At 65.1% G+C, this 23,114-nt stretch carries 21 protein-coding genes; 9 read left to right on the top strand and 12 right to left on the bottom strand.

All coding sequences use genetic code 11. The features are described from left to right. Positions 1-221 precede the first annotated feature (221 nt). Complete coding sequence (locus AC1DE1_RS05865; RefSeq protein ID WP_477176772.1) at positions 222-2,204, bottom strand: UvrD-helicase domain-containing protein; 1,983 nt, start codon at positions 2,202-2,204, stop codon at positions 222-224. Between the two features lie 119 nt (positions 2,205-2,323). Between AC1DE1_RS05865 and AC1DE1_RS05860 the strand changes: the two genes are divergently transcribed. The 4 genes from AC1DE1_RS05860 to AC1DE1_RS05845 all read left to right on the top strand — a co-directional run bounded on the left by AC1DE1_RS05860 (position 2,324) and on the right by AC1DE1_RS05845 (position 6,020). Beyond that, positions 2,324-3,061, top strand: a complete 738-nt coding sequence (locus AC1DE1_RS05860) for a hypothetical protein (RefSeq protein WP_477176771.1) — start codon at positions 2,324-2,326, stop codon at positions 3,059-3,061. Positions 3,062-3,201: 140 nt separating this feature from the next. Then, positions 3,202-4,542: an NAD(P)/FAD-dependent oxidoreductase gene (locus AC1DE1_RS05855; protein ID WP_477176770.1), complete on the top strand. Its 1,341-nt coding sequence runs from the start codon at positions 3,202-3,204 to the stop codon at positions 4,540-4,542. 56 nt (positions 4,543-4,598) lie between these two features. Then, positions 4,599-5,231, top strand: coding sequence for a thymidine kinase (locus AC1DE1_RS05850; protein WP_441602023.1), 633 nt, complete (start codon positions 4,599-4,601; stop codon positions 5,229-5,231). Positions 5,232-5,264: 33 nt separating this feature from the next. After that, on the top strand, positions 5,265-6,020 hold the full coding sequence (locus AC1DE1_RS05845) for a hypothetical protein (RefSeq protein ID WP_477176769.1): 756 nt from the start codon (positions 5,265-5,267) through the stop codon (positions 6,018-6,020). Positions 6,021-6,421: 401 nt separating this feature from the next. Here the strand turns inward: AC1DE1_RS05845 and mutM are convergent, their stop codons facing one another. From mutM to AC1DE1_RS05815, 6 genes are all read right to left on the bottom strand, one after another. Next, positions 6,422-7,249, bottom strand: coding sequence for a bifunctional DNA-formamidopyrimidine glycosylase/DNA-(apurinic or apyrimidinic site) lyase (gene mutM / locus AC1DE1_RS05840; RefSeq protein WP_477176768.1), 828 nt, complete (start codon positions 7,247-7,249; stop codon positions 6,422-6,424). A 156-nt stretch (positions 7,250-7,405) separates the two neighbouring features. Next, positions 7,406-8,815: an NADP-dependent phosphogluconate dehydrogenase gene (gndA, locus tag AC1DE1_RS05835; RefSeq protein ID WP_477176767.1), complete on the bottom strand. Its 1,410-nt coding sequence runs from the start codon at positions 8,813-8,815 to the stop codon at positions 7,406-7,408. A gap of 114 nt (positions 8,816-8,929) precedes the next feature. Next, positions 8,930-9,424, bottom strand: coding sequence for a hypothetical protein (locus AC1DE1_RS05830; protein WP_477176766.1), 495 nt, complete (start codon positions 9,422-9,424; stop codon positions 8,930-8,932). Next, positions 9,421-10,776, bottom strand: coding sequence for a GldG family protein (locus AC1DE1_RS05825; protein ID WP_477176765.1), 1,356 nt, complete (start codon positions 10,774-10,776; stop codon positions 9,421-9,423). Before AC1DE1_RS05825 ends, AC1DE1_RS05830 begins: the two co-directional genes overlap by 4 nt. Beyond that, positions 10,776-11,561 (bottom strand): ABC transporter permease, encoded by a 786-nt coding sequence (locus AC1DE1_RS05820; RefSeq protein WP_046972923.1) that lies wholly within the window; start codon positions 11,559-11,561, stop codon positions 10,776-10,778. The genes AC1DE1_RS05825 and AC1DE1_RS05820 overlap by 1 nt, the downstream gene beginning before the upstream one ends. Continuing rightward, positions 11,558-12,313 carry an ABC transporter ATP-binding protein gene (locus tag AC1DE1_RS05815; protein ID WP_477176764.1) on the bottom strand — a complete coding sequence of 252 codons (756 nt, stop codon included), beginning with the start codon at positions 12,311-12,313 and terminating at the stop codon, positions 11,558-11,560. The genes AC1DE1_RS05820 and AC1DE1_RS05815 overlap by 4 nt, the downstream gene beginning before the upstream one ends. A 174-nt stretch (positions 12,314-12,487) precedes the next feature. On the opposite strand from AC1DE1_RS05815, the gene AC1DE1_RS05810 reads away from it, so the two are divergent. Further along, entirely contained in the window at positions 12,488-13,681 is a 1,194-nt protein-coding gene (locus tag AC1DE1_RS05810; protein WP_477176763.1) for a DesA family fatty acid desaturase, read from the top strand. A 720-nt stretch (positions 13,682-14,401) separates the two neighbouring features. On the opposite strand, the gene rpmG is transcribed toward AC1DE1_RS05810, so the two are convergent. Beyond that, complete coding sequence (gene rpmG, locus AC1DE1_RS05805; protein ID WP_008211962.1) at positions 14,402-14,569, bottom strand: 50S ribosomal protein L33; 168 nt, start codon at positions 14,567-14,569, stop codon at positions 14,402-14,404. A 10-nt stretch (positions 14,570-14,579) separates the two neighbouring features. Next, positions 14,580-14,816, bottom strand: coding sequence for a 50S ribosomal protein L28 (rpmB, locus tag AC1DE1_RS05800; RefSeq protein WP_046971178.1), 237 nt, complete (start codon positions 14,814-14,816; stop codon positions 14,580-14,582). A gap of 311 nt (positions 14,817-15,127) precedes the next feature. Between rpmB and secB the strand changes: the two genes are divergently transcribed. From secB to AC1DE1_RS05785, 3 genes are all read left to right on the top strand, one after another. After that, on the top strand, positions 15,128-15,619 hold the full coding sequence (secB, locus tag AC1DE1_RS05795) for a protein-export chaperone SecB (protein ID WP_441602033.1): 492 nt from the start codon (positions 15,128-15,130) through the stop codon (positions 15,617-15,619). Between the two features lie 17 nt (positions 15,620-15,636). Beyond that, positions 15,637-16,665, top strand: coding sequence for an NAD(P)H-dependent glycerol-3-phosphate dehydrogenase (locus tag AC1DE1_RS05790; protein ID WP_477176762.1), 1,029 nt, complete (start codon positions 15,637-15,639; stop codon positions 16,663-16,665). A 146-nt stretch (positions 16,666-16,811) separates the two neighbouring features. Continuing rightward, entirely contained in the window at positions 16,812-19,829 is a 3,018-nt protein-coding gene (locus AC1DE1_RS05785; RefSeq protein WP_477176761.1) for a DEAD/DEAH box helicase, read from the top strand. Between the two features lie 414 nt (positions 19,830-20,243). Here the strand turns inward: AC1DE1_RS05785 and AC1DE1_RS05780 are convergent, their stop codons facing one another. Beyond that, positions 20,244-20,570 carry a hypothetical protein gene (locus tag AC1DE1_RS05780; protein WP_441602036.1) on the bottom strand — a complete coding sequence of 109 codons (327 nt, stop codon included), beginning with the start codon at positions 20,568-20,570 and terminating at the stop codon, positions 20,244-20,246. Positions 20,571-20,738: 168 nt separating this feature from the next. Then, complete coding sequence (locus AC1DE1_RS05775; RefSeq protein WP_046971182.1) at positions 20,739-21,422, bottom strand: HAD family hydrolase; 684 nt, start codon at positions 21,420-21,422, stop codon at positions 20,739-20,741. Between the two features lie 304 nt (positions 21,423-21,726). Between AC1DE1_RS05775 and AC1DE1_RS05770 the strand changes: the two genes are divergently transcribed. Then, complete coding sequence (locus AC1DE1_RS05770; RefSeq protein WP_441602039.1) at positions 21,727-22,035, top strand: hypothetical protein; 309 nt, start codon at positions 21,727-21,729, stop codon at positions 22,033-22,035. A 23-nt stretch (positions 22,036-22,058) separates the two neighbouring features. Here the strand turns inward: AC1DE1_RS05770 and glk are convergent, their stop codons facing one another. Beyond that, complete coding sequence (gene glk / locus AC1DE1_RS05765) at positions 22,059-23,078, bottom strand: glucokinase (RefSeq protein ID WP_441602040.1); 1,020 nt, start codon at positions 23,076-23,078, stop codon at positions 22,059-22,061. Positions 23,079-23,114: the final 36 nt, after the last annotated feature.

Here is a 23,114-nt window from a genome sequence, read left to right as displayed (position 1 = left end):
TCTTCCAGCTCAAGGAAGGTCACGCCGGTGATATAGCAGACGCCCGGATCGTTCGGGACCAGGGGCAGCAGGCGCCCGGAGATGGCGCGGGCCTGCTGCCATTGCCTGCGGTTGAACGCGTCGACCAGTTGCGCGTAGAGCTGAGCCGGTTCCGCCATGACTATCCGAATCGGTTTGATATGTCGCCCGATTCTATGTGAGGGCCCGGCGCTTTGGGCGACTTAGCCGCCGGCCAGCATGGCGGCAATCTTCGCCATATGCGATTGCGCCGTCTCGCGCACCACTTCCTTGTCCGCTTCCGGGTCCTTGCCCTGCCAGTGCAGATCGTCCTGCGGCAGCTCGTGCAGGAAGCGGCTGGGCTGATTGCTGTGGACTTCGCCGTAGCGCTTGGTCTTGGCCGACCAGGACAGGGTGAGCATTTCCTTGGCTCGGGTGATGCCCACGTACATCAGGCGGCGCTCTTCGTCGATGCGGCCCTCGTCGATGGCGCCATCGTGCGGCAGCGTGCCTTCTTCGCAGCCCACGATGAAGACGAAGCGGAACTCCAGTCCCTTGGCCGCGTGCAGCGTCATCATGCGCACGGCATTGCCCGGCTCGTCGCGATCGGCGTGGGTGAGCAGGGCGAGCTGGGCGGCCAGATCGCCGGTGGTGTTGTCGTTGCGCTGCATCGCGCGGAACCAGTCGGCCAGTTCGCGCAGATTGCCCAGGCGACGCTCACGCAGGGTGGCATCGGTGGTGCTGGCGGCGACATGGGCGGCGTAGCCCGTGCGCTGCAACACGGTCTCCACCAGGTCGGCGGCGCTCTGGTGCAGCGAGGCGCTGCGCAGTTCGTCCATCAACTGCGTGAACGAGGCCAGCGCCGAGGCGGGGCGTGGCGACAGCTGGCGCAGCACGGCGTCGCTGCGCGCGGCGTCCAAGAGCGGCGCGTGGCGCGTCTGGGCGATTTCGCCGAGTTTCTCCAGCGTGGTGGCGCCGATTTCGCGCTTGGGCACGTTCACCACGCGCAGGAAGGCGGCGTCGTCGCTCGGGTTGGTGAGCAGGCGGAAATAGCACAGCAGGTCTTTCACTTCCGCGCGATCGAGAAAGCTCAGTGCGCCGGAAAGATGGTACGGCACGCGCGCCAGGCGCAGCGCTTTTTCCAGCGGGCGTGCCTGGAAATTGCCGCGATACAGGATGGCGATGTCGTGCCAGCGCGCCTTGTGCTTTTCCGCGAGCGAGGCGGCGATGGCGGCCACGCGCTCGGCTTCGTGCTCGTTTTCCTTGCACTCCAGCACGCGGATCTGCGCGCCTTCGGGGTGCTCGCTCCACAGCTTCTTTTCGTGCAGATGCGGATTGTTGGCGATCAGCTTGTTGGCGGCGCGCAGGATGCGCTTGCCGCAACGGTAGTTCTGTTCCAGCTTGATCACGCGCAGGCTGGACCAGTCCTTGCCGAGCTGGTCGATATTCTCCGGATTGGCGCCGCGCCACGCGTAGATCGACTGGTCGTCATCGCCCACGCAGGTAAAACTGCCGCGCTCACCGGCCAACGCCTTCAGCAGGCGGTACTGCGCATCGTTGGTGTCCTGGTATTCGTCCACCAGCAGATAACGCAGGCGCTCGCGCCACACATTGCGGCACTCCTCGTCACTCTCCAGGATGCGCAGCGGGAGACGGATCAGATCGTCGAAATCCACGGCATTGAAGGCATTGAGGCGCTGCTGGTACATCTCGTAGATGGTGGCAGCGTCGAGCTCGCGCGGGCTGCGCGCGGCCGCCAGCGCCTCCTCGGGCGACAAGCCTGCATTCTTCGCGCGGCTCACCAGATTGCGGATGCCGAACAGCACATCGGGCTTGATGCCCTTGGGCGCCAGTTCCTTGATGATGCCTTCGCTGTCGTCCGCATCGAGCACCGAGAAACCCTTGCGCAGCCCGGCGCGCGCGTGCTCCATCTGCAGAAACTTCAAGCCCAGCGCGTGGAACGTACACACGGTGAGCGCGGCGGCGTCCTCGCTGCTGATCAGCTTGGTCACGCGCTCGCGCATTTCCTTCGCCGCTTTATTGGTGAAGGTGATGGCGGCGATGCGCGAGGGTGCGAGCTTCTTGCGCGCGATGAGATAGGCGATCTTCTGCGTGATCACCGAGGTCTTGCCCGAACCGGCGCCTGCCAATACCAGCAGCGGGCCGTCACAGTGTTCCACGGCGGCCAATTGTTGGGGATTGAGCATGATTGCGATGGTGGCTGGGCGGCGCCCGATGGTAGCAGAGCACCCTCGCCCAAAGCAGGCTATGCTCCGCTCACCGCAGGTCGAGACATGCCGGCACCTGCGCATCACCGGAGCGTGAGATGGCCAGACTGGCGACTTTCGGCGTAGTAATCCTGGCGCTGGCAGGCGCCAGCCATGCATGGGCACAGCAGGCTGCCGATGCCACCGACATCAAGCGCGACACCGAGCTGCTCGGTGGCATGGAGTCGCGCCTGTTCGTCGACGCCCACAGCGACCTGCGTTATCGCTACAAAGGCCAGGAAGCGTACAGAGAGGGCCACCACGGCGACGCCTTCCACTATTTCCGCCTGGCCTCCCGCTATGCCGACAAGACTTCGCAGTCGCTGGTGAGCGTGATGTATTGGACGGGCGATGGCGTGGCCCAGGATCGCCCGCTTGCTTATGCGTGGATGGAGCTTGCTGCCAGCCGCGGCTATCCCGAGTTGCTGCGTCAGCGCCAGCTCTACTGGGATCAGCTGAGCGATGCGGAGCGTGCCAAGGCGCGTGAACTGCGCCCGACGCTCGAAGCCGACTACGGCGATGCCGTCGGTGCCCGCCGGCTCACGCTCGAAATCGGCGCCAGCCGCGCCCAGGTCACCGGCAGCCACGTCGGCTGGCTGGGGAGCGGCAGCGTGACCTACGGCGACAACGCCGTGGAAGACTTCAGCAAGTTCGACAAGGCGCTGCACATGAACACCGCCGAATACCTGGACGTGAAGGATCTGCAGTGGCAGCTGCAGATGAACAGCCGCGTCGACGTGGGTGAACCCGAACCTGTGCCGGCGCCGCCTCGGAACCCGGCGCACCCCGCTGCCTAGCGCAGTACCAGGTTGCGGTTGTTCCCGCGGCTTAGCTGTATTTCAATGTCTCGGCGATGAAAACGGGCGCGCATCGCGCGGTACAGTGTCCGTTGATGTAGCGTCGATCCTCAACTAAGCACAGGTAAAGTGGTGACGGCATGACGGACGGCGAACGAATCACCGAACAGCAGTGCGACGTGGTCGTGATCGGCGGCGGACCCGCCGGCAGCACGGCGGCCACACTGCTGGTGCGGCGCGGTTACAAGGTGATCGCGCTGGAAAAGGATCACCACCCTCGTTTTCATATCGGCGAATCGCTGCTGCCGATGAATCTGCCGATCTTCGAGCGGCTGGGCGTGCTGGACCAGGTCCGCGCACTGGGCGTGTTCAAGCCGGGTGCGGATTTTGAGGCCGACAATGAGGCCGGCTACATCACCTTCGAGTTCGCCCGCGCCCTCGGCAACAGCCCGCCGCATGCCTATCAGGTGCGGCGGCAGGATTTCGATCAGATGCTGTTTCGCCACGCGGCCAGCAGCGGCGCGGATACGCGCGAAGGCCATGAGGTGCGCGGCGTGGAAGAGCGCGGCCGGCATGACTGGCGCGTGCAGGTGGCCACCGATCAGGGTGAGCAGTACGCCGTCCGTGCACGCTACGTGGTGGACGCCTCCGGCCGCGATGCGTTTCTCGCCGGCAAGAAGAAGCTCAAGCGCAAGAACGCCGAACACCAGAGTGCAGCGATTTTCGGCCACTTTCGCGGCGCGCAATACCGGGCCGGCGAGCACGCCGGCAATATCAGCATCTACCGGTTCGATCACGGCTGGATGTGGATGATTCCCTTGCCCGACGGCGTGATGAGCGTGGGCGCCGTGTGCTGGCCCGACTATCTCAAGCAGCGCCGCGGCCGCAGCACCGATTTCCTGCTGGAAACGCTGCGCCAGAATCCGGCGCTGTGGAAGCGCATCGAACACGCCGAGCTGATCGACAACGAAGTGCGCGTGACCGGCAACTACTCGTACGACTCGGCACGCATGGCCGGTCCTGGCTGGGTCCTGATCGGCGATGCCTTCGCGTTCCTCGATCCGGTGTTCTCCTCCGGCGTGTACCTCGCCATGAGCGGGGCGGAACAGGCGGTGGAGGTGGTGGATGCGGCGCTGCGCGATCCCACCCGCGAGGCGGCCTTGCAACGCCGTCTGGAGCGTCGCCAGCGCCGTGGCATGAAGCGGTTCGCGTTCTTCATCTACCGCTTCAACGGGTCGATCATGCGGCAGGTCTTCAGTTCGCCGCGCAATACGTTCCAGATCGAGCAGGGCGTCATTTCGATGTTGGCGGGCGACGTGTTCGACTCGTTCAAGGTCTGGATACGCATACTCGCGTTCAAGGGTGTGTACCGGGCGCTCACCCTGCGCGAGTGGCGACGGTGGAGCGGCGATCGCCACTACCGGCTGGCGCAGGCCCATGCGCAGTTCAGCGGGGGTACCACGCCGCTGGACAAGGAATAGGCGCTGAAGGCCAGCGGTCAACCGGGTAACATCAGCACCCCGCCACAGGAACCGTCATGGCCAAGCTTTATTTCTATTATTCGGCGATGAATGCCGGCAAGACCACGACCTTGCTGCAGAGTGCCTACAACTATCACGAGCGCGGCATGCGCACGCTCATCCTCACGCCGGCGCTGGACAACCGCTACGGCGAGGGCGTGGTGGCCTCGCGCATCGGCCTCAAGGCCAACGCCGTGCGCTTCGGCGGGGAAGAAAACCTGCTGGCCCTGGTGCAGTCGGACATCGCCGCCCGCGGCCCGCTGCATTGTGTGTTCGTCGACGAGGCGCAGTTTCTCAGCAAGGCCCAGGTGTGGCAGCTGAGCGACGTGGTGGACAAGCTCAACGTCCCGGTGCTCGCCTATGGCTTGCGCACCGATTTCCGTGGCGAACTATTCGAGGGCAGCCGCTACCTGCTTGCCTGGGCCGACAACCTGGACGAGATCAAGACCATCTGCCACACCGGCCGCAAGGCCACCATGGTGGTGCGCGTGGATGAACAGGGCCGTGCGGTCACCGAAGGCCCGCAGGTTGAGATCGGCGGCAACGACCGCTATGTCTCGGTGAGTCGCGCCGAGTTCAAGAACATTACGGAAGGACACGGCAGGATAGAACTGCAGCAGCCCGTGCTGCCGCTGGGCGAAGGGCATTGAGCGTTTCGCACTCATCTAAGGAATGGTAACGGCATGTCGAAGATCCCTTTTCCCGCCTGGCAACGTCCGCACTGGCAGTCGAGCAACGAAGACATCCTGTTGCAGTTCTATGTGTTCGGGAAATTCCAGTCGGGACGGGCACCCTCGCTCGATTACGGCAGCGAAGGCCTGCCCGATGGCGTGGAAATGACCAGCCATAACCACGCACAGCTGCGCCAGTGGGACGGCTATCCCTTGCGCGGCAGCATCGGCCGCATGTTCAAGGATGGCGCGCCCGAGGCTTACCGCCAGGCCATCGACGCACCCGAAGTGCTGGTGATTCGCGGCCGCCTGCCCGACAGCGCCGATACGGGTTATCTGCGCGACACGCTGGGCGTGCTCGCGGCGCTGCTCGACATGGGCGGCGTGGCCATCCTCGATCCGCAGACGCTCAACCTCTACGACGCCGACACGTGGTGCAGGCACTTCGTCGTGCGCGACGGCGCGCCGATCCGCAATCATTTGTTGATACTTCGCGATGCGGAGCCCAATGGGACTTACTGGATCCACACGCGCGGCATGCGCAAGTTCGGTCGCCCTGACGTCAGCATTCGCCATGTGCCTGAGGCTGATAGCGATCGGGCGGGTTTGTTGTGTGAGCGGTTGGTAGAGTTGGAGGCGCTTGGTGCGCGTTTTGCCGAGGGGCAGGAGCTGGAGGCCGACGGGATGTCGTTGGTGGCCACTCTGGGCGGCGGGTTGGAAGATCCGGACTTCAACAATACGTTTGTGGAGTTTCGCTGGCCGGAGTAATCCGCCGCTTTGCTCCCTCTCCCCTGCGGGGAGAGGGTTGGGGTGAGGGGCGGGTGCTGCCGGCCCGAGCAGCTCTCTTGTAGGAGCGCACTTGTGCGCGACCCCCTGACGGAGCGAGACACCCACTCGTTGCGGTCGCGCACAAGTGCGCTCCTACAGGAGGGGCGTGCGCGTATGAGTCGCGGATCAGGCGTTGCCGGCTGCTTTTTGTGGGAGCGCACCCTGTGCGCGACAAACCTACGGAGCGGCACATCGCAGCGTGGCTGTCGCGCACAGGGTGCGCTCCCACAGACAAGCCAGCGTGCTGATAGCTGAAGGGTTGGGCCCGAGGAGAAGTTTTGAGTCTTCTATGCGGCGGCGCGGCGCAGAAACGCTTGCCGGTCCCAAAGAAAACCCTCGAACTACTTCTGGCACTTCGGACACCAAAACGTCGATCGCTGCCCCAACACCACCTGCCTCACCGGCGTCCCGCACGCCCGGCACGCTTCGCCCTCGCGCCCATACACCTGCAACTCGCGAAAGAAATACCCCGGCGCGCCATCGGGGTTGATGAAGTCGCGCAGCGTGGTGCCGCCGCGTTCGATGGCCCAGGCCAAAATGCGTTTCACTTCGCCTGCCAGTCGCGCGTAGCGTGCGCGCGAGACGGAGCCGGCGGGCTTGCGCGGATCGATGCCCGCAGCGAACAGCGCTTCGCTGGCGTAGATGTTGCCGACGCCCACCACGACGGCGTTGTCCATCAGAAACAGCTTTACCGCAGCGGTGCGTCCGCGCGACATGCGCCACAACAGGTCGCCGTCGAAATCATCGGTGAGTGGCTCGGGGCCCAGGTTTTCCAGTAGTTCGTGCGTCTCACCGGGCGGCTGCCAGAGCAGGCAGCCGAAGCGCCGTGCGTCGGTGAAACGCAGTACGCGTGGCCCCTCGGTGGCGGTCGGTTCCAGTGCGATGTCCACATGATCGTGCTTGCCGACCAAGGCATCCGGTGGAAGCACGCGCAATACGCCGGTCATGCCAAGGTGCAGCAGTGCACTGCCCACCTGGGTGTGCAGCAGCAGATATTTCGCGCGCCGCTCCACCGCCTCGATCCGCTGGCCGGGCAATTGCGTGCTGATCTCCGGCGGAATCGGCCAGCGCAGGTCGGGGCGACGCAGGGTCACGCCGGTGATGCGGCGTCCGATCAGATGCGGGGCGATGCCGCGGCGGGTGGTTTCGACTTCGGGTAGTTCGGGCACTGCAGGTCTCGGTCGGGTGGGGCGGCGGTGGCGAGTACTGAGGTTCCTGACAGTTCGCGGTCGCGCACAAGGTGCGTTCCTACAGGCGAGACGTCACCTTGTGGGAGCGCACCCTGTGCGCGACCGCGGAGCTACAGGATCGCCTCGATCCCCAACTCAACCCCAGTCGTTATGGAAGCTCCCTTCCTTGTCCACCCGCTCAAACGTATGCGCGCCGAAGAAGTCGCGTTGTGCCTGAATCAGGTTGGCGGGCAGGTGTTCGGCGCGATAACCGTCGTAATAGGCGATCGCGGAGGAGAAGCACGGCACCGGCACACCAGCCTTTACGGCCGCGGCCACGACGTCACGCAACGCACCCTGGTACTCGGCGGCGATATCGCGGAAATAGCTATCCAGCAGCAGATTCTTCACCTGCGGGTCGCGCTCGTACGCATCGGTGATCTTCTGCAGGAAGCGTGCGCGAATGATGCAGCCGGCGCGGAAGATGCGGGCGATGGTGCCGTACGGCAGATTCCACTGGTATTCGTCCGATGCCGCACGCAACTGCGCAAAGCCCTGTGCGTACGAGACGATCTTGCTGAGATACAAGGCACGACGCACGGCTTCGATAAACGCCTTGCGATCTCCTTCGAACTTATGCGGTGCCGGTCCCTTGAGAATCTTGCTGGCGGCGACGCGCTCTTCCTTGAGTGACGAAAGCAAACGCGCAAACACCGACTCAGTGATCAGCGGCAACGGCACGCCAAGATCGAGCGCGCTCTGGCTGGTCCACTTGCCCGTGCCTTTCTGCGCGGCGCGGTCGAGGATGATGTCGACCATCGCCTTGCCGGTGTCCTTGTCTTTCTTGGTGAAGATGTCGGCGGTGATGCTGATGAGGTAGCTGTCGAGTTCGCCCTTGTTCCAATCGGCGTAGACCTCGGCCAGTTCATCGTTGGACAGCCCAAGCACGTTGTGTAGTACCGAGTAGCTCTCGGCGATCAGTTGCATATCGCCGTACTCGATGCCGTTGTGCACCATCTTCACGTAATGGCCGGCGCCGTTGGGGCCCATATAGGCCACGCAGGGATCGCCATCGGGTGCGCGCGCCGCGATCTCGGTGAGGATGGGCGCGACCAGGTCATAGGCTTCGCGCGGGCCGCCCGGCATGATCGACGGTCCATGCAGCGCGCCTTCTTCGCCGCCGGACACGCCAGTGCCAATGAAGTGCAGGCCGGCTGCGCTCATCTCGCTCTCGCGGCGCATGGTGTCCTTGAAAAACGTGTTGCCACCGTCGATGACGATGTCGCCCTTGTCGAGCAGGGGCTTGAGCTGTGCGAGCGTGGCGTCGGTGGGCTCGCCGGCCTTGACCATCAGCAGGATGCGGCGCGGCTTTTCCAGCGAATTGACGAATTCCTCGAGCGTGAAGGTTGGCACCAGGCGCTTGCCGGGGTTGTCCTTGACCACTTCATCGGTGCGTTCGCGATGCCGGTTGTAGATCGACACGGCGTGACCGCGACTTTCGATATTCAGGGCGAGATTGCTGCCCATCACGGCCATGCCCACTACGCCGATCGCCTGCTTGCTCATGACATCGCTCCTGTCGAGGTGTGCTTTCCCATATGGGGAGTCTGCGAGACGGTGCAAGGTACTCGGGGGAAGAGCAGGGGCGGGTGAAGGCGGCGAACAACGGGCCCTTGAGCATCATTCCTTGAGCCTGGTGGCCTCGCCGGTCGCGCCGCGCGGCGTATAGCGCACGGAAATCAACGCCACCCGATCGCCCACGCGCACATAGCGCTGCGGGCCCGTCACCGAGGTTTCGCCAAATTCCAGGCGCTGGCCATCCAGCGTGAGCACTGCCATCGGGTTGGCCAGGCCGATCTTGCCCGGGTCGAAATCGTGCAGCGGTCGCCAGCTCAGCACTGAGGCGGCGGCGGTATCGGCGAGCTCGCCGAGGCGACCGTCGTCCGCACGCGCGGGCGTGCCATCGGTGCGCCACCAGTGGCCGTCGCGCCGGGCGAAGTGTTCGGTGTTGCCGCTGCCCATGGCGAGCGAAATGTCATGGACGCTCGCCGGATCGAGCGTCAGCAACGTACCTGTGGCCTGTGCGCGATCCTGCTGCCACTGCCAGCCCGCAATCGCCACGATCACCAGGACGCCGGCTGCCATCCACCAGCGCTGTCGGGTCGACCGCTTCATGCGCGACGACGGCGCCACACGATGAAGCCGCCGATCAGCAGCAGCAACAACGGCAACACCACCAGGAAGCCGAGCGTGACGCTGCTCAGCTGCGTCTGGGTGATCTGCAACAGACGATCAGGCGCGCCACGCGGCGGCAGATTCACCAGGGCATCGTCGCCCAGCAGCCAATCGAAGATGCGTTCGCCCAGCGCGCGATTGCCGCCGTTGCCCAGGAAGGTGTTGGAGAGGAAATCGCCATCGCCAACCACCACCACGCGCTGCTCGGCCTTGTCGGGACTGGGCGAGAGACGACTCAGTGCAAAGCCGAAATCCAGCGGGCCCTTCAGCTCTCCGGCGCTGGCGTCGTACTGGATGCTCGAGCTCTGCGCGTTGTCGATCGGCTTGAACTCGGTCCAGCTCTGCGCGCTCGAGCGCAGGAACGGCGCCACCTTCCAATCGGTACGCGCCGCCATCGCCAGCGCGGACACCTGCGGGAACAGCGTGGTCAGCTGGAAGCCGCGCGTGATCGCGTGCTGCGGGTAGTCGCCCAGCGCCAGCATGCGCGGATCCTTCAAACCCAGCGCCGCGCCCTGGCCATCGACCAGCACGCCCGGCAGGACGCGAATGCCCAGCGCATCGGCCAGCGGCCCCAGATGCAGGTCGTCATTGGTGGGTTCGCTCAACCACAACAGGTTGCCGCCGTTGCCCACGTAATCGGTCAGCGCCTTCACCGCGCCATCGGGCAAGGCCAGCTCGGGGCTCGCGAGTACGACCAGGTCGGTGTGCTGCGGTACGGCGGTGACTTGCGCAAAGTTCAGCGGCACCGCGCGCATGCCGCGGCCTTCCATCTGCGCCATGAACATGCCCAGATCGGCATTGCCCTTGTCGTCCGCGCGACGCTCGCCATCGCCGGACACGAACGCAACGATGCGCTCGCCGCCGCGCGCGAGCCGTTCCAGCGCATTAGTGAGGCTGCGCTCGGACAGCTCATCGAGTCGCTGCTCGCGGCCTTGGTAATGCAGGATCAAGGCGCCATCCACCGTGATGCCGAGCTCGCGCATCGCAGCCGGATCCTGCTGTGGATCGACGAAGCGCAGCGTCAGGTCGGGCTTGGCGCGCTCGTAACGTTCGACGAAGCCGGCCACGGTGTGGCGCAGATCGCCTTGCGGATTGGCGTAACTGACGATTTCCACCGGGCCATGCAAGGTCGCCAGCACCGCGCGGCTTTCCGGCGACAGGCTGGCGCGCCCGCCAAAGGTCCAGTCGCTGACATGATCGTGGCGCGTGGTGAGATAACCGATGGCACCCGCGGCAACCAGCAGCGCCAACGCAAACAGCCATCCATTCAGATGCCGGAAAAAGCGCGCCATCAGCCACGCTCCTTTTCGGCAGCCAGCCGTTGCGTGGCGAGTGCGAGCGCCACCACGATCACCAGCAGGAACCACGCGACATCAGACAGCGACACCAGGCCACGCAGCATGTCTTCAAGATGTCCGCTCAGTGCCAGCCAGTTGAATACGCCGCTGGTCGCACCGGCTTTCTGCACGGCGATATTCATGCCGGCCAGCACCAGTCCGACGGTGAGCGCGATGGTGGCGGCGATGGAGGCGTGCGAGGCGTAGGCGGAACTTGCCACGCCGATCGCGGCCAATGCAGCGAGCGTCAGCAGCGCGCCCAGCGATGCCGCAGCGAGCTTGCCCCAGTCGAGGGTGACACCGTGCGAAAGGCTCAGCGGCATCGCCAGGGCTAGCGCGAGCCACAGCACCAGCCACAACATCAGCGCCAGATATTTGCCCAGCACGATGCGCGAAGCTGGCAGGCCGGCGGCGAACCACAACGGCAACGTGCCGTTGCTGCGTTCGCCAGCGAGCGAGGACATGGTGAGCAGCGGCACGATCACCAGCGCCAGCTCCACCACGCCAAACGGCAGGATGCCGCCGGTGAGGATGCTGCTCAGCATCGGCACGCCAACCAGATCGGTATAACCCGGGCCGCCCGGCAACGCGGCGAGCTTGATCTGCCCGGCCAGAAAGCCGCCGAGCAACAAGGTGAAGCGCCAGGCCAGCTGCGCCAGCGTCAACGCGGCAAGCACCCAGGCGAGCGGACGAACGATCAGGCGGCGCAGCTCCAGCCGCGTCACGGCGAGCACCCTCATGCGGCCCGTGCCTTGTCGTTGCCGTCGCCGCCGCGCAGGGCGATATCGAAGAAGGTCTGCTCAAGCATCTTGTGGTCGTCGTCGGTGATGGGGCCGTCGTAGCGCAGCTGCCCCTCGTGCAGGATCGCCACGCGATCGCAGGCCGCCGTGACTTCGGCCAGCAGATGCGTGGAAAGAATGACGGCGGTGCCGGCCGCGGCCTGTTCGCGGATCACGGTGCGCAGCGCAGCGACCTGCACCGGATCGAGGGCATTGGCGGGTTCGTCCAGCACCAGCAGCGAGGGCTCGTGCAGCAGCGCGCAGGCGAGTCCGAGGCGCTGACGCTGGCCCTGCGACAACACGCCAGCCAGCCGACGCGAGAGCGCGCCAAGTTCCAGGCGTTCGACGATGCGCTGGCGCACCTTGGCCAGCGCGGCGCCGCCAAGGCCGCGCAGGCGGCCATGCGCGTCCAGATGTTCCAGCACGGTCAGTTCCGGCCACAGCGGGGCACGTTCAGGCAGCCAGCCGATGCCGCGCTGGGCCAGCTCCGGATGCTCCAGAAAGTCCTTCCCGTTCAGCTTGATGGCGCCGCTATCAGGCGTCAGCGCACCGGCAATCATGGCCAGGGTGGTGCTCTTGCCGGCACCGTTGACCCCGAGCAAACCCAGCACCTGTCCCGAATCCAGGGTCAGGCTGAGATCGGCGACAGCGGCACGTCCCGCGCGGTGTCGGGTTATGTGATCCAGTTGCAATACGGTGCTAGGCGCGGTCATTGCATGATTGTCAGTGCGGCCCCAACTTCATACAACCGGGAGAGGGCGCCGATGGGCGATACAGCACATTAACTTTGTCGTCGCAAATGGGTGCGACAATATTTTGCTGGTCCATGCTGGCGGGTACGGAAACCCCTCGTTTAGACTGACTTTTCATACACCTGGGTGTTTCCCATGCTAGATGCAGTACTCAATTTCTTGTCCAACGGCCTGACGCACGCCAGTTGGCTGACCATGCTGGTCTATATGCTGGTCATGACGCAGCTCACCATCTTCACGGTGACGCTGTACCTGCATCGCTGCCAGACCCATCGCGGCGTGGACCTGCACTGGTCCATTTCGCATTTCTTCCGTTTCTGGGGCTGGCTCACCACGGGCATGGTCACCAAGGAGTGGGTGGCGGTGCACCGCAAGCACCACGCCAAGGTCGAGACCGAGGAAGATCCGCACAGCCCGCAGATCTATGGCATCAAGAAGGTCTTCTGGGATGGCGTGTCGCTGTACCGCGACGCCAGCGAAGTGAAGGAAGACCTCGAGAAGTACGGCCGCGGCACGCCGGACGACTGGATCGAGCGCAAGCTCTACAGCGCCCATCCGTATTGGGGCCCGACCCTGATGCTGTTCATCAGCGTGGCCTTGTTCGGCGTGATCGGCGCGGCCCTGTGGGCGCTGCAGATGGTCTGGATCCCGTTCTGGGCCGCCGGCTTCGTCAACGGCATCGGCCACTGGTGGGGCTACCGCAACTTCGAGAGCGCCGACACCGCGACCAACCTCATTCCGTGGGGCTTCTGGATCGGCGGCGAAGAGCTGCACAACAACCACCACGCCTTCCCGAGCTCGGCCAAGTTCGCCCTGCGCAAGTGGGAGTTCGATATCGGCTGGGCTGCCATCTGCGCGCTGCGCGCCGTTGGTCTGGCCAAGGTGCTGCGTGTGGCGCCGGCGCTCGACGTCCGCCCGAACGTGCACCTGCCGGATGCCGAGACGCTCAAGGGCGTGCTGACCCATCGCTTCGCCGCGATGACCGACTACTACCGCAACGTGATCATGCCGACCCTGCGCGACGAAGCGCAGCACGCCGGCGACAGCATCAAGTCGGTGCCGCGCCGCATGCGTCGCGCGCTGGCTGATGGTGGTCGCTGGCTGGACAGCGAAGGCCGTGATCGCATGCAGGCGGTTCTGGCCAAGCGTCCGACGCTCAGCACGGTGTGCGAGTTCCGCAATCGCCTGGCTGCCCTGATGGAGCAGCGCGGTGCCGATCAGGCGCTGAAGGGGTTGCAGCAGTGGATTGCCGAGGCTGAGCAGAGTGGTATTCGCGCGCTGCAGGAATTCGCTGGTCGCTTGAAGAGTTATTCGGTGGCGAACGCGTAAGCGGTGTCGCTGATTGAATGAAGAAGCCCGCCGAATGGCGGGCTTTTTTTATGGCGTGGTGTGGCGCGACAACCCAAGCGAGCCCGCGCTTTGCTCCCTCTCCCCACCGGGGAGAGGGCTGGGGTGAGGGGCGGGTGCTCGCGGGAGCGTTTCTATTCTTCGTGCCGGCGCAGGCAAAAGCCCTCAATGCTTGATTGTCGCCATGTCGCCAGCTTGCTCGCCTGCCGCGGGCTTCCGTGCCGCTGCCGCGGCCCGGGTCACTTTCTCTTGCTTGCCCAAGAGAAAGTAACCAAAGAGAAGGGCCCCCCGGATGACGCGCCTTCCGGGCCGTTGGCCCTCCAGGTGCGCGTGCGGGCTCCGGGGTTTTTCGACAGGACATCCCTGTCCTGTCGAAAAACTGGCCGCATCCATGCGGCCACCCTTCGGGCTTTCCTCCACCCGCCCGCCGCGTCATACGGGGACCCCCGAGAGCCAAGAGCCAAGAGCCGCGAGCCACGAGCCACGAGCCACGAGCCGCGAGCCGCGAGCCACGAGCCACGAGCCACGAGCTGCAGAGCTACTGTGGGAGCGCACCCTGTGCGCGACAAACCTACAGGGCGGTACATCCAGGTGTGGCGGTCGCGCACAGGGTGCGCTCCCACAGTGGGGGGATGCGTGCACCCAACAAAAAACCCGCCTTTCGGCGGGTTTTTCGTGGAAGCGTCAACTAAACCCGAGGGCTTACTTGATCTTGCCTTCCTTGTAGATCACATGCTTGCGGACCACCGGATCGTACTTCTTGAACTCGAACTTTTCCGGGGTGTTCTTCTTGTTCTTCTGCGTGGTGTAGAAGTGGCCGGTGCCGGCCGAAGAGATCAGGCGGATCTTGTCTTGCTTGCTGTTAGCCATGGCTCAATCCTCAGATCTTTTCGCCGCGGGAGCGCAGGTCGGCCAGGACGGCTTCGATGCCGTTCTTGTCGATCGTGCGCAGGGCATGGTTGGAAACGCGCAGCTTCACCCAGCGGTTTTCGCTCGGGACCCAGAAGCGGCGCTCATGCAGGTTCGGCAACCAGCGGCGGCGAGTTTTGTTGTTTGCGTGCGAGACGTTGTTACCAGTCTGCACACCCTTTCCGGTGACTTGGCAAATACGGGCCATGATGACCTCCTGTTAGGCGCCCAAAGGCGCGTTTGCCACCCGTTAGCCAGGGCGGCATCGGCCCAGCGGCCCTTAGGGCCTCGCGATGCTGGAGATGGATCTTTTCGCGCCTGCCGTGAGGCCCGCATCGCGTGGCGGACTTGCCCGATGAATCGGGTCGGCATGGTCGAGCCGGCTATTCTCCCAGAAATACAGGCCGGTGCGCAATATTTGCTCAACCGGGGCTCCGGGCGCATGGCGGGCCGCGGGGATGTATGGAACAATTAAACCCTTTGCGTTTTCACGCACCGAACACTTACGAGGAATTCCCCATGGCAGACGTTTCCGCCAACGGCCAGGCCGGCCAGCCCCAGCTGGTGCTGCAGAAGATCTACATTAAGGACGTTTCCTACGAGGCGCCCAACGCCCCGCAGATCTTCCAGGAAGTGGGCGAGACCGAGATGCAGCCGCAGGTCCAGCTGAACCTGGGCCAGAAGTCCGCCGACATGGGCAATGACCTGTACGAAGTGGTGCTGAGCCTCACCCTGACCTGCTCGCTGAACGACCGCACCGCCTATCTGGCCGAAGTGCACCAGGCGGGCGTGTTCGGCATCTCCGGCTTCTCCGAAGAAGACCTGGCCGGCATCCTCAACAGCTACTGCCCGAACCTGCTGTTCCCGTACGCCCGCCAGATGCTGTCGTCGCTGGTGCTGGAAGGCGGCTTCCCGCCGTTCCTGCTGCAGCCGATCAACTTCGACGCGCTGTATGCCGAACAGCAGCGCCGCATCCTCGGCGGCAGCGCCGTCCCGACGCTCAACAGCTAATCCAAGAGTCTGTGCTCATGGTTGAGCGTCCGACCCTGGCCGTACTCGGTGCTGGCTCCTGGGGCACCGCCCTGGCGGCCCTGGCCGCCCGCAACCAGGTGCCGACCCGGCTGTGGGGGCGCGATGCCTCCGCGCTGAAGGCAATGGCTGAAACCCATTGCAACCAGCGTTACCTGCCCGACGTCGAGCTGCCAGCTGAGCTGGTCTACGAAGCCGATCTGGCCGCCGCCCTGCGCGGAGCCCAGGTCGTGCTGATCGTGGTGCCCAGTCACGCCTTTGCCTCGATGCTGGAGGAGATGGCGCCGTACCTGGAGCCCGACGCGCGCATTGCCTGGGCGACCAAGGGCTTTGAGCCGGGCACCGGCCGTTTCCTGCATGAACTGGTGGCCGAGCGCTTCCCGGGTCGTGCAGCGGCAGTCGTCACCGGCCCCTCGTTCGCCAAGGAAGTCGCCTCGGGCATGCCCAGCGCCGTCACCGTGCATTCGGACGACGCGGCCTTCGCGCATGAGATGGCGCTGATCCTGCACGCACCGAACTTCCGCGCCTATTCCGGCAGTGACGTGCTCGGCGCCGAGCTCGGTGGCGCCATGAAGAACGTGCTCGCCGTGGCCACCGGCGTGGCCGACGGCATGGATCTGGGCCTCAACGCGCGCGCCGGCCTGATCACCCGCGGCATGAACGAAATGCTGCGCCTGGGCATGGCGCTCGGTGCGCGGCCGGAAACCCTGATGGGTCTGGCCGGGCTGGGCGATCTGGTGCTCACTTGTACTGGCGATCTTTCGCGCAACCGCCGACTTGGCCTGGCGCTGGGTCGCGGCAAGGCCATCGACGAGGCCGTGCGCGAGATCGGCCAGGTGGTGGAGAGCGTGCTCACCGCCGACGAGGTGGCGCGACTGGCCGCCAAGCACGGCCTGGACCTTCCCATCAGCAGTGGCGTGCGCGCCGTGCTGCACGGCGAAGTGACGCCAGCCGAAGGACTCAAGCGCCTGATGAGCCGTGAGCAGAAACCGGAATATCCGCACGGCCTGTTTACGCCGACGGTGTAAGCCCCTTGCTCGATCCTTCCGGCGCCAACGCTGAACGGTTCCGTCATCCAAACACGCATCGGTTTGAAAAAACCGGTGCGTGAGACGCGCACGCACGCAAGACCCTTGCTAAGCTGAATCTTTTGGTCGCCCTGGATCGAATGCGCATGCAGTCACCGGACGATAAACGACACACGCAACGCGACGACGCTGCCGTCAGCGAGCCGCTGCCCGGCGTCTGGCGCAAGCTGCTGGCGCAAGCGGCACCGCTCGCGCCGGCGGAGCCCCTGGTGCTGGGCTTCTTCCTGGACGTGGTGCCTGAAGAGGGCGTGGCCTACGCGCATGTCGATGTGGCGCCGGTGCTGCTGGCGATGGCCGATCAGACCCGCTACGTGCGCCCGATGCCGTTCGACAGCAAACACCTGTCGCAACAGCCACTGCAGCCGCATGAACAGCGACTGGCCGCGACCGTGCTCGGCCTGCCACAGACCCTGCGCAAGAGCCGCACCTATGCGCGTCTGTCCGGCCATGTGGGCGATGCCCTGCTGGCGGAAATCCTCGACACCACGCCGTGCTTCCTCGGTGGCCTGGCCGGCCTGCGCCTGTCGCGCGGCAAGGGCCATCAGCTCAACTGGCAATGGCACCTGGAAAACGACGGCAGCCAGCGCCTGATGCCGTGCATGCCGGCCAACCACCGCGTGCTGCGCATCGATGCCCTGTGGTATCTCGACGCCGAGCGTGCGGAGATGGGTCATCTCGATGCGCCGCTGGAAGAAACCTCCTGGCTCGACCTGCCGGCACTCAAGCACGAGTACAGCCAGATACTGCGCGATGCGCTGCCGGGTAGCCGCCTTTCGCATCGCCTGCCGTTGCCGCAGGTGCTGGGCGAGCTGCGCCGCGCGGAGTTGTCGCCCAAGCCGGTGCTGACCCTGCACGCGCTTACCCGTCACGCCCGCCTCGCCGCAGGCACGCCACCACTGGCCTATGCGCGCCTCAACTTTGACTACGCGGGCGAGCGTCTGCCCGGACGCGGAGGCGAGCCGCTGGTGCGGCGTGTGCGCAATGGGCATCTGGTGGAAATCATCCGCCGCCGTGCAGAAGAACTCTCGGCGATGGAACAGCTGGAACGCGCCGGCCTCACGCCCGGTGTGGATACCGAAGGCCTGCCCTGGGATCTCGCCGACACCCTGCCCGAGGATGCCTGGCTGTTCCCCGGCAAGGGCTACGCGGGCGCGTTGGAAGTGAACACCCCGGCACGCTGGCTGGCGCTGCGTCCCAAGCTGGAAGCGGAAGGCTTCGTGCTCGACTACGCGCCGAGCTTCCCCTTCGAAGTGCTCGAAGGTCCGGTACGCTGGTACGGCAACGCGGTGGAAGACACCGACGACCACGCCTTCGATCTGGAAATCGGCATCGAAGTGGAAGGCAAGCGCCACAACCTGCTGCCCGCCGTGGCGCAGGCGCTGGCCGATCATCAGTTGAACCTCAGCCCGGTACCGAACGAGCCGGAAGACGCCGTGTGGTACGCGCCCGTCGACGAACGTCGCCGCGTGCCGGTGCGCCTGAAGGAACTGCGTGGCTTGCTGGCGCCGCTGGCCGAGTACCTCGAACGTCCGCGCAAGAAACTCCATCTGCCGCGCGTGCAGGCGGGCCGTCTGGAAGAACTGGTCGAGGCGCTGCCCACCGGCGGCGAACTCGTCGCGCCCGATGCGCTGCGTGGCTTCACCGCGCGTCTGCGCGATGCCGCGGAGCGTGCCAGCGATGTGGTGCCTGAGGGCCTCACCGTCGAGCTGCGTCCGTATCAGCGCGAAGGCCTGCGTTGGCTCAACGCGCTGGCTGAAGCTGGCGTGGGCGGTGTGCTTGCCGACGACATGGGCCTAGGCAAGACGCTGCAGCTGATCACGCATCTGCTGTCGCTCAAGGACAGCGGTGCACTGACCGAGCCCGCGCTCGTAGTGGTGCCGACCAGCCTGATTCCGAACTGGCTCGCCGAAGTGGCGCGCTTTGCGCCTGCGCTGCGTGTGCTGGCGTTGCATGGTCCGCAGCGCAGTGGCGACTTCTCGCAGATCGCCACGCACGACTTGATCCTCACCAGCTACGCCTTGTTGCCGCGCGACGTGGTGTCGCTGCGCAAACAGCCGTTCTCGCTGATCGTGCTCGACGAAGCGCAGCAGGTGAAAAACCCGCGCACGCAGGCACGCCGCGCTGTGCTCAGCCTGCGCGCGCCACGTTGCATCTGCCTCACCGGCACGCCGCTGGAAAATCACCTGGGCGAATTGTGGTCGCAGGTGGATCTGTCGGTGCCCGGCCTGCTCGGCGACGAAGGCGCGTTCCGCCGTCACTACCGAGTGCCGATCGAACGTCATCGCGATACCGATTGCCAGGATCGACTCAATCGCCGCCTTGCGCCCTTCATCCTGCGTCGTACCAAGTCGCAGGTGGCGAGCGAGCTGCCGCCCAAGACCGAGATCACGCGTCGCGTGATCCTCGAGGGTCGTCAGCGCGAACTCTACGAAAGCCTGCGCCTGTCGCTGGCGGAAGAACTGCGCGAGGTCATCGCTCAGCGCGGCATTTCGCACAGCGGCATCGTGGTGCTCGATGCGCTGCTGAAGCTGCGCCAGGTCTGCTGCGATCCGCGCCTGGTGAAACTGGAAGCGGCGCGCGGCGTGCGCGATTCGGCGAAGTTCGAATTGCTGATGGACATGCTTCCCGCATTGCTGGCGGAAGGCCGCAAGGTGCTGCTGTTCTCGCAGTTCACCGAAATGCTCAAGCTGATTGCGCACGAGCTGGATCGCCATCGCATTCGCTACGTCACGCTCACTGGCGAAACGCGCGACCGCGCTGAGCCGGTGCGCCAGTTCCAGGAAGGCGAAGTGCCGTTGTTCCTGCTGTCGCTGAAAGCTGGCGGCGTGGGCCTCAACCTCACCGCAGCCGACACCGTGATCCATTACGACCCGTGGTGGAATCCGGCGGCGGAAGCGCAGGCTTCTGATCGCGCCCATCGCATTGGGCAAGACAAGCCGGTGTTTGTGTTCCGCCTGATCACCGGTGGCACGGTGGAGGAGCGCATCGAGGAGTTGAAGGCGCGCAAGGCGGAGCTTGCCGAGGCGGTGCTTGAGGGTGGTGGGACGCGGGAGAAGTTGAGTTTTGATCAGTCCGATTTGGATGCGTTGTTGGCGCCTGGTTGATCGGCAGTCTGTAACCCTCGATATCTCTTCTTGGGGGAGCGCCCTGCGTCTCCTTGTGGGAGCGCACCCTGTGCGCGACAGCCACGCCGCGATGTACCGCTCCGTAGGCTTGTCGCGCACAGGGTGCGCTCCCACAAATAGCGACCTGTCGGCTCTAACCGTCACTCGCCGGCATGCAGCTCCCTTGTAGGAGCGCACCTTGTGCGCGACCGCAGAGTTGCGGTGTACCGCTCCGTAGGTTTGTCGCGCACAAGTGCGCTCCTACAAATAGCAGCTTGTCGGTTCTAACGAATACGCGCAGGCATGCAGCTCCCTTGTAGGAGCGCACCTTGTGCGCGACCGCAGAGCTGCGGTGTACCGCTTCGTAGGTTGTTCGCGCACAAGTGCGCTCCTACAAGGTTTTCGCCAGGTGCCTTACATCGCCGGCCTGGTGCGCAACAGCGAATCCACTGCTTGCTGCCATTGCGGCGATCCCAGCGGTGACTGCGGGGCTTCCTGGCCCAGCTTGTGCTGCACGGCGGTGTTCCATTCCGAGGAGCCGCGGTCGGGGCCGTGGCCGTCGTCGGTGATGTGCAGGCGGTCGTCGACCCATTCGTACCACTGTGGGGAGCCGAGTTCGGCGTTGTCGGGCGTGCTGATTGCCGTGGCTTTGGGCGCGGGTGGTTTCTGTTCGGGCGGTGGCGACGAGGGCGAGCACGCGACGAGCAGCGCGAGGGGAAGCAGGGCGAGGAAACGGCGCATGAGCCCTCCGGGTGTTACGGATCCTCTGCCGAGACTAGCGCAAGTGTCTGCGGGGCGATGAATCGCCGGAAAACATGAGGAGCAAGTTAAGAGACAGGAGTGAGTGGAGAGGAGTGAGGCGGGAGCGGGCCCGCTGACTCTCGCTCCTCTTCTCTCACTCCTCGCTTCTCAGCTGCGCGCCACCACTTCGTCGATGTGCTTGAGCAGATCCGCCGGGTCTTCATAGACACGAAATGCGCCGGCATCTTCCAGCTCTTCCTCACCATAACCACCTGACAGCAACCCCACGCCAAGCGCCCGAGCGCGCTGCGCGGCCAGCATGTCCCAGATGCTGTCGCCGATGACCAGGCTGTAGTGGATGTCGATGCCCAGCCGTTGTGCGGCGGCGATGAAAAGATCCGGATCGGGTTTGGCGTGGCGTACCTGGTCACGCGTCACCACCGGTACTTTCGAAGGATCCACACCCAGCGCTTCAAGATTGTGCGCGGCGGTAGTCATGCGACCGCTGGTGGCGATGGCCCAGGGAATCTCCGCATCGGTAAGGAAGGCCAGCAATTCGCGCGCACCCGGCAGCGGACGCACCGAGCCTTGCGTGGCCTGGCGGTTGTACGCCTCGGCGTGCCACGTGCGCAGGCGGGTGAGGCGTTCCTCGGTGATTTCGATGCCGGTTTCGCGCAGCAGGATGTTGGCGAACAGGCCGCCGCTCATGCCGATCTTGCGGTGGATGCGCCATACCGAGAGCTCCACGCCTTCGCGATCGAGCGCTTCTTTCCAGGCCAATACATGCTGGTAGACGCTGTCGACCAGGGTGCCGTCGAGATCGAACAGGAAGGCGGTATCGCTGCGTGGCATGGGAGGCGCTCGAGCTGGGGGAGGGTGCTAAAGCGTAGCACTCGCGCCGGGCGCTTCCTGGAAGCGTGATGCAACGCACGAAGCCATGTAGGGCTGGATGTCGGCTGACAGAAAACGTTCCGCGGCCTGCCTAACGTGGGCGTCGTCGAACGAGCGACTCTGGCCGGGGGCGGGGAGCGCACGTCGTCGCAAGGCGAGGCGCGCTTGCTCCATGGCGCAGCGCCGTTGGCGATCCTCGCAAATATGCACATCCCCGGCCGATCGCGCGTGCGGCGACACCATCAACGCGAACAGGGGAATCTCAATGAACACGAACAGGCTGATGGCTACGGCAGGCTTGGCAGCATGCGTGGCTGCGACTACGGCGACTGCGCAAGAAGGCTATGCGCATCTGATCTTCAGCGGCCGTGTGGTGCAGGAGGCCTGCAGCAGCGGTCTCGCACCGCTGGGCACGAACGGTGCCGAAGCGAGCTGCGGCAGTGGCAGCTCGCGCGCCGCCTTTGTCGAGAACACGGCGATCGCCCGAAACACTACGGGCGTCGCCATGCTCGATTATTTTGCCGATCGGCCCGACGGTGGCCGCAAGCTCGTGGTGACGCGCCAATACCGTTGAGCACCGCCAACGGCTGACGACATTCAGCCGTTGGGCACCAGCGCCTTGCCGGCGTCGAGCACGGCCAGTGCGGCGGCGCCGAGCAAACCCGGATCCGGATGCATCATGGCGACGGTAGGCACCTGCTCCATGGTTTCGCGGAAGCGGCCCTTGGCTTCGAAGCGCTCGCGGAAACCGCCATGCTTCAGCCACGGCAGCAGGATCGGCAGCATGCCGCCGGTGAGATAGACACCGTCCCAGCCGCCCAGGCTCAACACCAGGTCGCCCGCCACGCTGCCGAAAATGCCCGCGAGTGTTTCCACCGTGCGCACGCACAGCGGATCGCTGCCCGACTCGGCGCGCGCGGTGATGTCTTCGGGCGTGTATTCCTCCGGCGGCTGGCCGGCGATGTCGGCCAGGGCGAGGTAAAGATTCACCAGGCCGTTGCCGCAGATCATGCGTTCGTTGGAGACGCGGCCGAAGCGCGAGTTGAGGCGATGCAGGATCTCCACGTCTTCGGTGGTGTGCGCGGCGAAGCCGGCATGGCCGCCTTCGGTTTCCAGCACCATCCAGCGACCTTCGCGGCGCATCAGGCCAGCCACGCCAAGACCGGTGCCCGGACCCACGACGACAAACGTTTGTGTTTCGCGCGTGCCCAGTTCGGTGATCGGCTGCGGGCCGACCGAGGACAGCTGATCGCGGGTGTGCAGCGGCACGGCCATCGCCTGCGCGGCGAAATCGTTGACCAGGTGCACTGCTTCCATGCCCAGCTCGGCCTGCAGCGCATGCGCCGCGACCTGCCAGGGATTGTTGGTGACCTTCACCGTTTCGCCTTCGCTGACGCGACCGGCGGCGGCGATGATGGCGCGCTGTGCGGTGAACCCCGTGTCCTTGAAGTATTCGCGCATGGCTTCGGCCAGCGAGTCGTGATCCTTGACCCGGTAGCGGCGCACGCTGTCCTCCATCAACGGGTTCGCGCGGCCCGTATCAGCCAGTGCAAATCGCACGTTGGTGCCGCCAAGGTCAGCAAGCAAGGTCGGGGCGGCACGGGCGGGTGTTCTCATGGACGGTCCTGCACTTGGGGAGACGGTAAGCGTGAC

The sequence above is a fragment of the Dyella sp. 05T440 genome, assembly GCF_056395965.1.
The sequence above is the reverse complement of the archived record's forward strand: the minus strand, read 5'-3'. Positions and strand labels throughout refer to the sequence as shown.

Excerpts from the sequence above, each read along its gene's own strand:
- rpmB (WP_046971178.1), bottom strand. The coding sequence starts at position 14,816 with ATGGCCCGTATTTGCCAAGTCACCGGAAAGGGTGTGCAGACTGGTAAC.
- AC1DE1_RS05845 (WP_477176769.1), top strand. The coding sequence starts at position 5,265 with ATGTCGAAGATCCCTTTTCCCGCCTGGCAACGTCCGCACTGGCAGTCG.
- gndA (WP_477176767.1), bottom strand. The coding sequence starts at position 8,815 with ATGAGCAAGCAGGCGATCGGCGTAGTGGGCATGGCCGTGATGGGCAGC.
- AC1DE1_RS05855 (WP_477176770.1), top strand. The coding sequence starts at position 3,202 with ATGACGGACGGCGAACGAATCACCGAACAGCAGTGCGACGTGGTCGTG.
- AC1DE1_RS05820 (WP_046972923.1), bottom strand. The coding sequence starts at position 11,561 with ATGAGGGTGCTCGCCGTGACGCGGCTGGAGCTGCGCCGCCTGATCGTT.
- rpmG (WP_008211962.1), bottom strand. The coding sequence starts at position 14,569 with ATGGCTAACAGCAAGCAAGACAAGATCCGCCTGATCTCTTCGGCCGGC.
- AC1DE1_RS05810 (WP_477176763.1), top strand. The coding sequence starts at position 12,488 with ATGCTAGATGCAGTACTCAATTTCTTGTCCAACGGCCTGACGCACGCC.
- AC1DE1_RS05860 (WP_477176771.1), top strand. The coding sequence starts at position 2,324 with ATGGCCAGACTGGCGACTTTCGGCGTAGTAATCCTGGCGCTGGCAGGC.
- AC1DE1_RS05780 (WP_441602036.1), bottom strand. The coding sequence starts at position 20,570 with ATGCGCCGTTTCCTCGCCCTGCTTCCCCTCGCGCTGCTCGTCGCGTGC.
- AC1DE1_RS05830 (WP_477176766.1), bottom strand. The coding sequence starts at position 9,424 with ATGAAGCGGTCGACCCGACAGCGCTGGTGGATGGCAGCCGGCGTCCTG.
- AC1DE1_RS05775 (WP_046971182.1), bottom strand. The coding sequence starts at position 21,422 with ATGCCACGCAGCGATACCGCCTTCCTGTTCGATCTCGACGGCACCCTG.
- AC1DE1_RS05865 (WP_477176772.1), bottom strand. The coding sequence starts at position 2,204 with ATGCTCAATCCCCAACAATTGGCCGCCGTGGAACACTGTGACGGCCCG.
- glk (WP_441602040.1), bottom strand. The coding sequence starts at position 23,078 with ATGAGAACACCCGCCCGTGCCGCCCCGACCTTGCTTGCTGACCTTGGC.
- AC1DE1_RS05785 (WP_477176761.1), top strand. The coding sequence starts at position 16,812 with ATGCAGTCACCGGACGATAAACGACACACGCAACGCGACGACGCTGCC.
- AC1DE1_RS05825 (WP_477176765.1), bottom strand. The coding sequence starts at position 10,776 with ATGGCGCGCTTTTTCCGGCATCTGAATGGATGGCTGTTTGCGTTGGCG.
- AC1DE1_RS05770 (WP_441602039.1), top strand. The coding sequence starts at position 21,727 with ATGAACACGAACAGGCTGATGGCTACGGCAGGCTTGGCAGCATGCGTG.
- secB (WP_441602033.1), top strand. The coding sequence starts at position 15,128 with ATGGCAGACGTTTCCGCCAACGGCCAGGCCGGCCAGCCCCAGCTGGTG.
- AC1DE1_RS05790 (WP_477176762.1), top strand. The coding sequence starts at position 15,637 with ATGGTTGAGCGTCCGACCCTGGCCGTACTCGGTGCTGGCTCCTGGGGC.
- AC1DE1_RS05815 (WP_477176764.1), bottom strand. The coding sequence starts at position 12,313 with ATGACCGCGCCTAGCACCGTATTGCAACTGGATCACATAACCCGACAC.
- AC1DE1_RS05850 (WP_441602023.1), top strand. The coding sequence starts at position 4,599 with ATGGCCAAGCTTTATTTCTATTATTCGGCGATGAATGCCGGCAAGACC.